The organism is Streptomyces radicis, assembly GCF_003626575.1.
Classification (GTDB): Bacteria; Actinomycetota; Actinomycetes; order Streptomycetales; family Streptomycetaceae; genus Streptomyces; species Streptomyces radicis.
In genome coordinates, this window is record NZ_RBDY01000020.1 from 64,184 (window position 1) to 77,147 (window position 12,964).

Annotated in this window: 10 protein-coding genes; 5 read left to right on the forward strand and 5 right to left on the reverse strand. The window is 73.3% G+C overall.

Annotated elements, in window-relative coordinates:
* Positions 1-37 precede the first annotated feature (37 nt).
* Positions 38-2,038 (forward strand): thioredoxin domain-containing protein, encoded by a 2,001-nt coding sequence (locus D7318_RS22555; RefSeq protein ID WP_120699002.1) that lies wholly within the window; start codon positions 38-40, stop codon positions 2,036-2,038.
* 19 nt (positions 2,039-2,057) lie between these two features.
* Here the strand turns inward: D7318_RS22555 and D7318_RS22560 are convergent, their stop codons facing one another.
* Positions 2,058-2,696, reverse strand: a complete 639-nt coding sequence (locus D7318_RS22560) for a TetR/AcrR family transcriptional regulator (RefSeq protein WP_230423969.1) — start codon at positions 2,694-2,696, stop codon at positions 2,058-2,060.
* Positions 2,693-4,249 (reverse strand): MFS transporter, encoded by a 1,557-nt coding sequence (locus D7318_RS22565; protein ID WP_408055523.1) that lies wholly within the window; start codon positions 4,247-4,249, stop codon positions 2,693-2,695. The genes D7318_RS22560 and D7318_RS22565 overlap by 4 nt, the downstream gene beginning before the upstream one ends.
* A 203-nt stretch (positions 4,250-4,452) precedes the next feature.
* Here D7318_RS22565 and D7318_RS22570 point away from each other — a divergent pair, with 203 nt between their 5' ends.
* Positions 4,453-6,315 (forward strand): phosphoenolpyruvate carboxykinase (GTP), encoded by a 1,863-nt coding sequence (locus tag D7318_RS22570; RefSeq protein ID WP_408055524.1) that lies wholly within the window; start codon positions 4,453-4,455, stop codon positions 6,313-6,315.
* 81 nt (positions 6,316-6,396) lie between these two features.
* Here the strand turns inward: D7318_RS22570 and D7318_RS22575 are convergent, their stop codons facing one another.
* Positions 6,397-7,608 carry a pyridoxal phosphate-dependent aminotransferase gene (locus D7318_RS22575; RefSeq protein WP_120699045.1) on the reverse strand — a complete coding sequence of 404 codons (1,212 nt, stop codon included), beginning with the start codon at positions 7,606-7,608 and terminating at the stop codon, positions 6,397-6,399.
* A 70-nt stretch (positions 7,609-7,678) separates the two neighbouring features.
* Complete coding sequence (locus D7318_RS34105; RefSeq protein WP_183091481.1) at positions 7,679-8,260, reverse strand: TetR/AcrR family transcriptional regulator; 582 nt, start codon at positions 8,258-8,260, stop codon at positions 7,679-7,681.
* Positions 8,261-8,327: 67 nt separating this feature from the next.
* Here D7318_RS34105 and D7318_RS22585 point away from each other — a divergent pair, with 67 nt between their 5' ends.
* From D7318_RS22585 to D7318_RS22595, 3 genes are read left to right on the forward strand one after another with little or no spacing between them, the layout of a single operon-like run.
* Positions 8,328-8,849, forward strand: a complete 522-nt coding sequence (locus tag D7318_RS22585; protein WP_120699006.1) for a PH domain-containing protein — start codon at positions 8,328-8,330, stop codon at positions 8,847-8,849.
* A complete protein-coding gene (locus D7318_RS22590; protein ID WP_120699007.1) occupies positions 8,846-10,369 on the forward strand; it encodes a PH domain-containing protein in 1,524 nt (507 codons plus the stop codon). The genes D7318_RS22585 and D7318_RS22590 overlap by 4 nt, the downstream gene beginning before the upstream one ends.
* 48 nt (positions 10,370-10,417) lie before the next feature.
* The gene (locus D7318_RS22595) at positions 10,418-11,683 is read left to right on the forward strand and encodes an alanine racemase (protein WP_120699008.1); all 1,266 of its coding nucleotides are present in this window, start codon (positions 10,418-10,420) and stop codon (positions 11,681-11,683) included.
* Positions 11,684-11,720: 37 nt separating this feature from the next.
* Here D7318_RS22595 and D7318_RS22600 read toward each other — a convergent pair whose 3' ends face one another.
* Complete coding sequence (locus D7318_RS22600) at positions 11,721-12,779, reverse strand: chitinase (protein ID WP_408055525.1); 1,059 nt, start codon at positions 12,777-12,779, stop codon at positions 11,721-11,723.
* Positions 12,780-12,964: the final 185 nt, after the last annotated feature.

The following is a 12,964-nucleotide window of genomic DNA, read 5'->3' on the forward strand; positions in this document are numbered from 1 at the left end:
CGTCAGGGCCAGGGGTCGGCGTGAGAGCCTGGGGCGCATGAACCGGTTGGCTGGTGAGACCTCGCCGTATCTGCTCCAGCACGCGGACAACCCCGTGGACTGGTGGCCCTGGGGACCCGAGGCGTTCGACGAGGCGCGGCGGCGGGATGTGCCCGTGCTGCTCAGCGTGGGGTACGCGAGTTGTCACTGGTGTCATGTCATGGCGCGCGAGAGCTTCGAGGACGAGGCGCTCGCGGGCTATCTCAACGCCCACTTCCTGTCCGTCAAGGTGGACCGCGAGGAGCGGCCCGACGTCGACTCCGTCTACATGGACGCCGTGCAGGCGGCGACGGGTCAGGGCGGCTGGCCGATGACCGTGTTCATGACGGCCGAGGGCGAGCCGTTCTACTTCGGCACCTACTTCCCGCCCTCGCCGCGCGCCGGGCTGCCCTCGTTCCGGCAGCTGCTCGAAGGGGTGCACACCGCGTGGACCGACCGGCGCGACGAGGTCGCGGGGGTTGCGTCGCGCATCGCGCGCGAGCTGGCCGGGCGCGCGCTCGAGTACGGCGACGCGCGCCCGCCTGGGGCCGAGGACCTGGCGATGGCGGTCGGCGGGCTCGCGGGCGAGTTCGACGCGAAGCACGGGGGGTTCGGCGGGGCGCCGAAGTTCCCGCCGTCGTCCGCGCTGGCGTTCCTGCTGCGCCACCACGCGCGCACGGGCTCGGCGGACGCGCTGCGGCTCGCGGAGCGCACGTGTGACGCGATGGCGCGCGGCGGGATCTTCGACCAGCTCGGCGGCGGCTTCGCGCGGTACGCGGTGGACGCGGCGTGGGAGGTGCCGCACTTCGAGAAGATGCTCTACGACAACGCCCTGCTCGGCCGCGTCTACACGCAGCTGTGGCGGATCACGGGAACGGACTGGTCGCGCCGGATCGCCCTGGAGACGGCCGACTTCGTGGTGCGCGAGCTGCGCACGGGCGAGGGCGGGTTCGCTTCGGCGCTCGACGCGGACAGCGAGGCCCCCGGCGGGGGCGGGCACGCCGAGGGCGCGTACTACACGTGGACGCCCGCGCAGCTGACCGAGGCGCTCGGCCCCGCGGACGCGGCGCTCGCGGCCGACGTGTTCGGCGTGGGCGCGGAGGGAACGCTGCGGCGGCCGGGCGCCGAGCCGCCCGCGGCGCTGCGCGAGCGGCTGCGCGCGGCGCGGGAGCGCAGGCCGCGGCCCGAGCGGGACGACAAGGTCGTGGCCGCGTGGAACGGCCTTGCCATCGCGGCGCTCGCGGAGACCGGCGCGTGCTTCGACCGCGCGGACCTGGTGGCGGCCGCGGTGGGCGCGGCCGAGCTGCTGTGCGCCGTGCACCTGGGCGCGAACGGCCGCCTCGCGCGCACCTCGCGCGACGGTCGCGCCGGGGCGAGCGCCGGGGTGCTCGAGGACTACGCGGATGTGGCCGAGGGGTTTCTCGCCCTGCACGCGGTGACGGGCGAACGCCGGTGGCTCGACCGGGCGGGGGCGCTGCTCGACGTCGTGCTCGCGCGGTTCGCGAGCGAGGACGGCGCGCTGTACGACACGGCCGACGACGCGGAGCGGCTGATCAGGCGCCCACAGGATCCGACGGACGGCGCGACCCCGGCGGGCTGGACGGCGGCGGCGGGCGCGCTGCTCTCGTATGCCGCGCACACCGGGAGCGACCGGCACCGTGGCGCGGCGGAGCGGGCGTTGGGCATCGTCACGGCGCTGGGCACGCGGGCGCCGCGCTTCATCGGGTGGGGGCTCGCGGTCGCCGAGGCCGCGCTCGACGGGCCGCGCGAGGTCGCGGTGGTCGGCCCTGCGGACGACCCGGCCACGGCCGAGCTGCACCGGACGGCGCTGCGTGCGACGGCGCCTGGCGCGGTGGTGACGCGCGGCGCGCCCGACGCGGCGGACCCGCCGCCCCTGCTGGCCGGGCGCCCGCTGCGCGACGGGCGCCCCACGGCGTATGTGTGCCGGGGCTTCGTGTGCGCGGCCCCGACGAACGACCCCGCCGAGCTGGCCGCGCAGCTGGCCCCCTCGGGGGCGTGAGGGGCCGCTACCCCGCCGCCTACCCCGCCGCCTCCTCCACGCGCGGGGCCGAGTCCGCCAGGTCGTGCTCCAGGACGTCGAACGTGCGGTCGACGATGGCGCCGAGGTCGTCGCTCAGGTCGCGGGCGACCCAGTACAGCAGGGCCTCGCGCAGGCCGCCGAGGACGGCGCCGAGGAAGACGCGCAGCTCCAGCTGGTCGGGCGCGGTGCCGGTGCGTTCGGCCAGGGCGTCGGTCATGCTGGCGCCCGAGGCGCTCAGGCCCTCGTCGAGGCGCGCGCGGAGCGCGGGAACGGTCGCGACGAGCCGCATGCGCCGCCTGATGTCCTCGACCGCCTCCTCCGTGTCGTAGATCTGCGCCAGGGTGGCGCGAATCGCCTCGCGCAGGGCGGTCAACGGGGGCTCGTGCGCCGGGCGCGCGCGGAAGAACACCTCCATCAGCGCGTCGTCCTCGTCCATGAGGACGATGTCCTCCTTGGTCGGGAAGTACCGGAAGACCGTGCTGGGGGAGACCTCGGCCGCCTCCGCGATCTGGTCGATCGGGGTCGCGTCGTAGCCCTGCTCGGTGAACAGGCGGACGGCCGCGCGGCGGATGGCCTGCCGGGTGCGCAGCTTCTTGCGCTCGCGGAGGCTGATCTTGGCGACCGGGGGCGGGGTCATGGGCGCCATTGTCGGCCATCCCCCGTGGGCCGGGCCAGGCTCTCCGCCCCGGCGGCATGGGGCGTTCCGCGGGGGAGCAGGAGCGCGGCGAGCGCCGCGGTGGCCAGCGCGGCCAGCGCGCACACGAACAGCGTGACGCTCATGCCGCGCAGGAACGCCTCGTCCGCCGACGCGATCAGCCGGGGCGCGCCGACGCGTTCGGCGACGAGGTGGGCCGCGACGACCGACTCGCGCGCGGCGGCGGCCGCGTCGGGCGGCAGCCCGTCGGTGTCGACGGCGCCGCGGTAGGTCTGGGCGAGCAGGCTGCCGAGCAGCGCGACGCCAAGGGCGCTGCCCATCTGGCGCAGCGTCATCAGCAGCCCCGAGCCCGCGCCCGAGCGGTCGTCGGGGAGCGCGGCGACCGCGCCGTCCACGGCGGGCACCAGGGCGAGCCCGCCGCCGACGCCGATGACGGTGAGCCACGTCGCGGTGAGGGCGTAGCCGGTGTCCTCGGTGGTGGTGGACGCGAGCAGCCCCGCGAAGCACAGCAGCACCAGGCCCGTCGAGACGACGCCGCGCTGCCCGAAGAGCCGGACGAGCGGCGGGCACGCGCGGGCCGCCACGAGCGTGCCCGCCATCATGGGCGTCAGCCGCAGCCCGGTGGCGAACGCGTCGTGCCCGCGGACCACTTGGAGGTACTGCGGGACGACGAAGAGGAGCCCGGCGAACGCGAAGCCGACAAGACCCGCGACCAGGCCGTTCCACGCGAAGCCCGGGGTGCGCAGCAGGTCGGTGGCGAGCAGGGGGTGGGGGCGGTCGCGCTCGCGCAGGACGAGCAGGGTGAGCATCGCGGCGGAGCCGAGCAGCGTGGCCGGCACGAGCGGGTCGGCCCAGCCGCGCCCGGGGCCCTCGATCAGGCCGAACACCAGCGCGCCGAGGCCGCCGACGCTCAGCAGCGCGCTCAGCGGGTCGAGGCGCGGGGCGGTCGGGTCGCGGCTCTCGGGCACCAGCAGCAGACAGGCCAGCGCGCCGACGGCCGCGAGCGGGACGTTGAGCAGCAGGATCGAGCCCCACCAGTGGTGGTCGAGCAGCCAGCCGCCGAGCACCGGGCCGAGCGGGAGGCTCGTCGCGAGGGCCGCGGCGAGGGTGGCGATGGCGCGGGCGCGCTCGTCGGGGGCGAAGAGGGTGGGTATGACCGCGAGGGCGAGCGGGGAGACCAGGGCGCCGCCGAGCCCCATCGACGCCCGGGCGGCGATGAGGACTTCGGGGCTCTGGGCGAAGGCGCCGAGCAACGAGGCCGACCCCAGGACGACGAGCCCGGCGACCAGCATGCGGCGCCTGCCGAAGCGGTCGCCGAGCAGCCCGGCCGGGAGCATCGTCGCGGCGAAGACGACGAGGAACGCGTCCACGATCCACTGCTGTTCGCCCGTGGAGGCGTCGAGCTCGACGGCCAGCGTGGGCAGCGCGACGTTGAGGATCGTGATGTCGAAGCCGAGCACCAGGACGGAGAGTGCCAGGGCGGCGAGGGCCCACCAGCGGCGCGGCGCGGGTGAGTTGGGGCCGGACAAGGGCACCTCCGGGAGTCGCTGCTAATTGGTAGTGACTCTCAAAAGTGAGTAGCTGTCAAGAGGCGTGGGTCGCCATCCGATCCCCGGATGTGATGTGTCGCTCATATGAGCCCGACTGGACACACAAGAGAGAAGACGGCACCATCAGATGAGCGTTCCTCCTTGCGGATGAGCGCTCGCTCAACGACCCTCAACCCTCTGGAGCGAACGTGACGCTGACCTCAGCAGCTCCCGTCGCCGCCCACGCCCCGACCCGGCACCACAAGCTCGTCTCCTGGGTCGAGGAGATCGCCGCGCTGACCGAGCCCGACCGGGTGGTCTGGTGCGACGGCTCTCAGGAGGAGTACGACCGCCTGTGCGACGAGTTGGTCGCCAAGGGCACCTTTGTGAAGCTCGACCCCGACAAGCGCCCCGGCTCGTTCCACGCCGCGTCCGACCCCACGGACGTCGCCCGCGTCGAGGACCGCACCTTCATCTGCTCGGAGCGGGAGGAGGACGCGGGACCGACCAACCACTGGATGGACCCCGCGGAGATGCGGGAGACGTTCAGCGGGTCCGACGGGCTCTTCCGCGGCGCGATGCGCGGGCGGACCATGTATGTGGTGCCGTTCTGCATGGGCCCTTTGGGCTCGCCGCTCTCCGCGCTCGGCGTGGAGATCACCGATTCCGCCTATGTCGCCGTCGCCATGCGGACCATGACCCGGATGGGCGGCGCCGTTCTCGCGGAGCTCGGCACGGACGGGGCGTTCGTCCGCGCCGTGCACTCCGTCGGCGCGCCCCTGACCGAAGGGCGCGAGGACGTGCCCTGGCCGTGCAACCCCGTGAAGTACATCTCGCACTTCCCCGAGACCCGCGAGATCTGGTCCTTCGGCTCCGGCTACGGGGGCAACGCCTTGCTGGGCAAGAAGTGTTACGCCCTGCGCATCGCCTCCGTCATGGCCAGGGACGAGGGCTGGCTGGCCGAGCACATGCTGATCCTCAAGCTCACCCCGCCCGACGGCGCCCCCGCCCGGTACATCGCGGCGGCCTTCCCCTCCGCCTGCGGCAAGACCAACCTCGCCATGCTCAGGCCCTCGCTCCCCGGCTGGCGCGTGGAGACGGTCGGGGACGACATCGCGTGGATGCGGTTCGGCGAGGACGGCCGACTCCACGCGATCAACCCCGAGGCGGGCTTCTTCGGCGTCGCGCCCGGCACGGGCGAGCGCACCAACGCCAACGCCATGCGCACCCTGTGGGGGAACGCGGTCTTCACCAACGTCGCCCTCACCGACGAGGGCGACGTGTGGTGGGAGGGCATGACCGACGAGACCCCCGACCACCTCACCGACTGGCGCGGCAACGACTGGACGCCCGGCGGCGGCACCCCCGCGGCCCACCCCAACGCGCGGTTCACCGTGCCCGCCGCGCAGTGCCCGACGATCGCGCCCGAGTGGGAGGACCCCGCGGGCGTGCCCATCTCGGCGATCCTCTTCGGCGGGCGCCGCGCCACGGCCGTTCCGCTGGTCACCGAGTCGTTCTCGTGGCGGCACGGCGTCTTCCTCGGGGCCAACGTCGCCTCCGAGAAGACCGCGGCGGCCGAGGGCACGGTGGGCGAGCTGCGCCACGACCCGTTCGCCATGCTGCCGTTCTGCGGCTACCACATGGGGGACTACTTCGCGCACTGGCTCGAGACCGGCGAACGCGCCGGTGCCGACGGGGCGTTGCCGAAGATCTACTACGTCAACTGGTTCAAGAAGGACGCCGATGGCGCGTTCGTCTGGCCCGGCTTCGGCGAGAACATCCGGGTGCTCAAGTGGATCGTCGAGCGCCTCGACGGGCGGGCCGACGGCGTCGAGACGCCCATCGGCGTGCTGCCGGCGCCCGGCGCGCTCGACATCGAGGGGCTCGGGCTGACCGACGAGCAGGTGGCGTTCCTGCTCGAGGTGGACCCCGACGTCTGGCGCCGGGAGGCCGAGCTGATCCCCGACCACCTCAGGACGTTCGGCGACAGGACGCCCGACGGGCTCTGGGAGGAGCACAGGGCGCTGGTCGAGCGCCTTGAGCGGCTCGGCGACGGCCTCGGCGACGGCTGAGCCGACCGGGCGCGGACGCGCGTGGCGAGGGGCCTCGGCTCGATGGAGCGCCGGGGCCCTGGTCCGCGTCGGTGGCCGCCGTCAGTACTGGTTGTAGCCGTCGAGGAACGAGCCGATCCGCTCGATCGCGTGCTCCAACTCGCTGACCTGCGGCAGGGTGACGATGCGGAAGTGGTCGGGCTCGGGCCAGTTGAACCCGGTGCCGTGCACGATCATGATCTTCTCCGCGCGGAGCAGATCGAGCACCATCTGCCGGTCGTCCTTGATCTTGTAGACCTTGGGGTCGAGGCGCGGGAACGCGTAGAGCGCGCCCTTCGGCTTGACGCAGGTCACGCCGGGGATCCGCGTCAGCATCTCGTACGCGGTGTCGCGCTGGGCGAGGATGCGGCCGCCCGGCAGGATCAGCTGCTCGATCGACTGGCGGCCGAAGAGGGCGGCGGCGACGGCGTGCTGGGCGGGCATGTTGGCGCACAGCCGCATGTTCGCGAGGATGGTCAGGCCCTCGATGTAGCTGGTGGCGTTCTCCTTGGGGCCGCAGACGGCCATCCAGCCACAACGGAAGCCCGCCACCCGGTAGTTCTTCGACAGGCCGTTGAACGTCAGGGTCAGCAGGTCGGGCGCGAGCGCGGCGGTCGAGGTGTGGGTCGCGCCGTCGTACAGGATCCGGTCGTAGATCTCGTCGGAGCACAGCACGAGGCGGTGCCGCCGGGCCAGCTCGGCCAGCTGACGGATCATCTCCTCGCTGTAGACCGCGCCCGTGGGGTTGTTGGGGTTGATGATGACCAACGCCTTGGTGCGGTCGGTGATCTTCCGCTCGATGTCGGCGAGGTCGGGCATCCACTCGGCCTGCTCGTCGCAGCGGTAGTGCACCGCGGTGCCGCCCGCGAGCGAGACCGACGCCGTCCACAGGGGGTAGTCGGGGGCCGGGACCAGCACCTCGTCCCCGTCGTCGAGCAGCGCCTGCATCGACATCTGGATCAGCTCGGAGACGCCGTTCCCGAGGTAGATGTCCTCGACGGAGAGGTGGATGCCCTTGGTCTGGTAGTGCTGCATCACGGCGCGGCGGGCGGACAGGAGGCCCTTGGCGTCGCCGTACCCGTGGGCCATCGAGACATTCCTGAGGATGTCCTCGAGGATCTCGGGCGGGCAGTCGAAGCCGAATGCCGCGGGGTTGCCGGTGTTCAGCTTCAGGATGCGGTGGCCTGCCGACTCGAGCCGCTGTGCCTCTTCGAGCACCGGGCCGCGGATCTCGTAGCAGACATTGGCGAGCTTGGTCGACTGGATCACCTGCATGCCCGCCACCTTACGGCTGTGTTACGCGGACCGCTCTGTGTTTTCCCCCACCCGGGTGGGGGTCGGCCGATCAGGAGTCATGGGCCAGCACGCCGCCCTCAAGAGTCCTGGTCACGCGGTCGAGCGCCTCGTGTCGGGCCAGGCTGCCCTCGGACACCGCCTCCCAGCCGGCGGCCACCGCGTACCACAGGATCCGGAAGAACCACTCCATGTCCATCTCGCGGGAGAAGAACCCCTGGGCCTGGCCCCGCGCGAACAGCACGGCCGCCGGGAGCTGCGCGGCCTCCCACGAGGGGCCCGCCCAGTCGTCCGCGGTGAGCGAGGGCTCGCTGAACAGGAACTCCACCCGCGGCCCCGAGTCGAAGAACGCCCGCACCAGGCGCGGGAACGCCTCGGCGATCGGGCCCTGGTCGAGCGCGGCGTCGGCGAGCGCCCGCTCGATGGTCTCGGTGCAGTCCTCGAGCAGGCCCCTGACCAGGGCGGCGCGGTCGGGGAAGTAGCGGTGGAGGGTGCTGCGGCCCACGCCCGCCGCCTTGGCGACCTCGCTGAGCGGCGCGGCCTTGTCCTCCGCGTAGACGGCGATCGCCGCATCGAGGATCGCCCGGCGGGTGCGGGCCAGGGTGCCGGGGGCGGACGACGCCGAGGGAGCCATGGGCTCATGGTAGGGAAGGAAAAAGGGGTTGGACTTGTCGTCCCTCTGTGGGACACTGTGTCCCATGATGAGTCAGCAGGTTCGGGCGGGGGGTCGGGGTGAGGCGGTCCCGTTCAGGGCGCCGCTCCACCGGGTGGAGCGGCGGGCCGTCCTGCTCTGGGTCGCCCGCGCCCTGGCGATGCCGCTGGTGCTCGGTGGCGTGCTGGCCGCGGTGCACGCGCTGTGGGACGGTGCGCGGCCGTGGACGGGGCCCGCGCTCGCGGCGGTCGGCGTCCTGGGCGCGCTGTATGTGGCGGTGATGCCGCCGTGGCGGTACGCCGTGCACCGCTGGGAGGCGACGGACGAGGCGGTGTACGCGACGACGGGGTGGTTCGTGCGGGAGTGGCGCATAGCGCCCCTGTCGCGGATCCAGACGGTGGACACGGTGCGCGGCCCGCTCGAGCAGCTGCTGGGGCTGTCGACGCTCGTGGTCACCACGGCCTCCTCGCGCGGCGCCATCCACATCGGCGGTCTGGCCCCCGAGGTGGCGGAGGAGGCCGCCGAGCGGCTCGCCCGCATCACGCGGCTCACGCCGGGCGACGCGACATGAGCGGCCGCGACGTGGGGGCAGGCGGCATGCGGGTGGGCGACGTGGGCTGGCGGCGGCTCGCGCCGCGGATGATCCTGGTCGACGCCCTGCGCGTGGCCTTCTCCCTGCTGCCTGGGGTGCTGGTGCTGCTCGTCCTCGACACCGAGCCCGACACGATGACCGTCGCGCCGCTCGCCGGGGTGGCCGCGTGGGGCGTGCTCGGCGCGGTCGCGGACTCCGTCCGCTGGGCCACCACCGCGTACCGGGTGACCGAGACCCATGTGGAGCGGCGCACCGGGCTGTTCGTGCGGACGCACCGGTCCGTCAGCCGCGACCGGATCCGCAGCGTGGACGCGGACGCCAAGCCGCTGCGGCGGCTGTTCGGGCTGCGCCGGGTCACCGTGGGCGCGGGCCAGATGACCACGGCGATGGAGGCGGCCCTGACCCTGGACGCCGTGACCCGGCGTGAGGCGGCGGCGCTCCGCGAGGAGTTGACGGGCGCCCGCCAGGAGGCGGCGGACGGGCCGCTCGCCACCTTCGAGCCGCGCTGGGTGGCGCACAACGTCCAGGGCTTCTGGGCCTATGTGTGCGCGGCCGGGGTGCTGTGGGGCGGGTACTGGACGGCGCAGATGGTCGGGATCGACCTGGCCGAGGTGGTCGGCTCGCTCGCCGACTGGGAGGCGCTCGGCCCCGGTTGGACGGCCGCGGTGGCCGTGCTCGCGGTCAGCGTGCTGGGCGCGGCCGGGATGGCGGTGGCGTTCTTCGCCGAGTCCGCCCACTTCAGGCTCGAGCGGGTCGAGGGCGAGGGGACGACCGTGCTGCGCACCACCGCCGGCCTGTTCAGGACCCGCGAGATCGCCAGGGACGAGAGCAGGGTGCGCGGCATATCCGTGTCCCAGCCGCTGCTGTGGCGCTGGCTCGGCACGGCCGACACCACGCTCATCACCACCGGGCTGCGGATCTGGAGCAGCGCCGTGACCATCCTGCCGCGCGGCCCCGTCGATGTCGCCCGCCGGGTGGCCGCCGCGGTGATCGGCTCGTCCGCGCTCGACGCCCCGCTGATACGCCACCCGGTGGCGGCCCTGCGCCGCAGGCTCCTGTGGGCCGCCCTGGTCGCGGGGTGCTGCGCCCTGCTCCTGGTCCCGGTGGGCGGGGACGCCTGGTGGGTGGCGCTGCTCGTGGTCCTGCCGCCCGCGCTCGGGCTGGCCTTCGTCGGGTACCGCTCGCTCGGTCACGCGGTCGCGGGGGACCATCTGGTGGTCAGGGCGGGCGCGTTGACCCGGACCACCTCGGCGCTGCGGCGCCAGGCGGTGAGCGGGATACGGGTGCGGCAGTCGCTCCTCCAGCGGCGCCTCGGGCTGGCCACGGTGGTGGCGTGCACGGCCGCGGGGGAGGGCGGATATGGCGTATACGACTGCGCGGTCGGGGACGCGGTGGCGTTTGCGCAGGTCAGCCTCCCTGGCCAGGTGCCGCTCCGCGTCGGCGAGCCATTGCCTGTCGATCGCACTCCGTTGACCATCTCTGTACCGGGTGCTAGGTAGGGTCGGGTATCCGATCACGCTTGCAATGGGTCACCCCCCGGAGTCGCCATGAGCACGCCGTTCGCCAGGCTCGAGAACGAGATCGTCGATCACCGGTTCAAGGGGCTGCCACCGGACGCCGAGGGGCGGACCGTGGGCGCCCTGGCCGCCGAGCGCCGGTGCCTGTACACCGGCGGGTTCACCACGCCGGTGCTGACGCTCTCGGCCGAGGCGGTCGCGCACAACCTCAGCTCGATGGAGCGGTTCGCGGCCCGGCACGGCCTGGTCCTCGCGCCGCACGGCAAGACGTCGATGGCGCCCCAGCTGTTCAGGCGCCAGCTCGACCACGGCGCGTGGGGCATCACCGTGGCCGTGCCCCATCAGGCGCGTGTGGCCAGGGCGTTCGGGGTCCCGCGGATCTTCCTCGCCAACGAGCTGGTCGACCCGGCCGCCCTGGCCTGGCTCGCGGGGGAGCAGGACGCCGACCCGGGGTTCCGCTGCGTGGTCTACGTCGACTCCGAGCGCGGCGTGGAGCTGATGGACGCGGCCCTGCGCGACGCGGGGGCGCGGCGCCCGCTCGATGTCGTCGTGGAGCTCGGCGTGCCCGGCGGGCGCAGCGGCGTCCGCGACGCCCGCGCGGCGGCGGACGTGGCCGCCGTGGCCGCCAGGACGGCCACGCTGCGGCTCGTCGGGGTCGCCGGGTACGAGGGCGAAGTCCCCGGCGGCGACGCCGAGTCGGTGCGCGCCTGGCTCGACGGCCTGTGCGAGCTCGCCGTCGAGCTCGACAAGGCGGGCCGGTTCTCGGCGGCGGACGAGATCATCGTCAGCGCGGGCGGCAGCGCGTGGTTCGACGAGGTGGCCGCCGCGTTCACCGAGCTGCCCGAGCTGTCGCGCCCGGTCTGCGCGATGCTCCGCTCCGGCGCCTACATCAGCCACGACGACGGCAGATATCGGGACATCACGCCGTTCAACCGAGTTCCGCACGAGGGTTCGCTGCTCCCGGCGTTCCGGCTGTGGGCCCAGGTGGTGTCCCGGCCCGAGCCCTCGCTCGCCCTGGTCAACGCGGGTAAGCGGGACATCGCCTACGACCTGGACCTGCCCGAGGTGCAGGCCGTGCGCACCCCCGAGGGCGTGGTGCGCGGCGGGCATGGGCTGACCGTCGCCAAGGTGGCGGACCAGCACGCGTTCGTCGTGGGGACCGGTGAGGTGCCGCGCGTCGGCGACTGGGTCGGGCTGGGCATGTCGCACCCGTGCACCATTTTCGACAAATGGCCGCTGATCCCGCTCGTCGCCGGCGACGGCACCGTCACCGACTACATCCGCACGTTCTTCTGAGGTCGCGGCCTTGTGAGGCCGCGGCGCGGGCCTCGCGTCACGGCAGGCCGTGCACGTGCGGGCCGACCGCCTCGGACCAGGCGTTGCCCGCGTGCGCGTCCCAGTTGACGGACCAGGTCATCGCGCCGCGCAGGTCCGGGTAGGTCCGGTCGGGCACGAAGCTGCCGCAGCCCGTGCCGCGGGTGAGGCAGTCGAGCGCGTCGTTCACCACGCCGGGGTCGACATAGCCCGAGCCCGCGGCGTTGGGCGTGGCGGGGACGCCGAGCCCGACCTGGGACGGGGCCAGGCCGTTCTCCAGCTGGATGCAGGCGAGCGCGGTGAGGAAGTCCACGCTGCCCGACGAGTACACCTGGCCGTCGCAGCCCAGCATCGAACCACTGTTGTAGTACTGCATGTTGACGACGGTCAGGAAGTCGCTGGTGTCGAGCGCCAGCTGGAAGTAGGGCGTGCCGGTGTTCTGCATGTCGATCGTCTGCGGCGCCATCGTGTAGACGAGCCCGTCGCCCGCGCCCGCGTGGATCGCCCGCATCGCCTGGGTCATGTACTCGGCGTTGATGCCGTGTTCGAGGTCGATGTCCACGCCGTCGAAGCCGTACTCGTCCATCAGCCCCAGGGTGCTGTCGGCGAACGCCTGGGCCGAGGCGTCGTCGTTCACCGTGACGGTGCCGTTCTGGCCGCCGACCGAGATGATGACCGAGACGCCCTCGGCCTGCTTGGCGGCGATGTCATCCTTGAACTCCTGCTCGGACGCGTAGCCGAGCACCGGGTCGAGGGTGAAGTCGATCTGGCCCGCCGTCGCCGTGGACTCGGCGAACGACACGGCGATGATGTCGTACTGGTCGGACACGTCGCGCAGCTTCTGCACGACGGACCCGTTGTCGAAGTTGTGCCAGTAGCCGGTCAGGGCGTGGTCGGGGACGGCGGACGTCCCGACGTCGGACGACGCGGACCCGCCGGTCTCGTTCGCGCCCGCGGTCAGGGCCGGGCCGGTCAGGGCCAGGGCCCCGGCCAGGGCCGCGACCCCGAGCAGCCGGTACCGGCGCAGGGGGGTGCCTTCGGTGCTGTCGGTGCCGTTGGGGCTGTTGGTGCTCTCCACACTCGCCTCCGTAGCGTCAGATGGTGGGGTGCTGCTGGAGGAAACGGTGGCCACCGTTGGGCAGACAGATTGGTCCAGACCAGCGGCGCTGTCAATGGGGCGGACGAGGGCGGACCGTGACCCTCCGCGCTGTTCCCCTCCCTGGCGGAGTCGATAAGCTGCCCAACTGGCGGATGAGGAAGCGG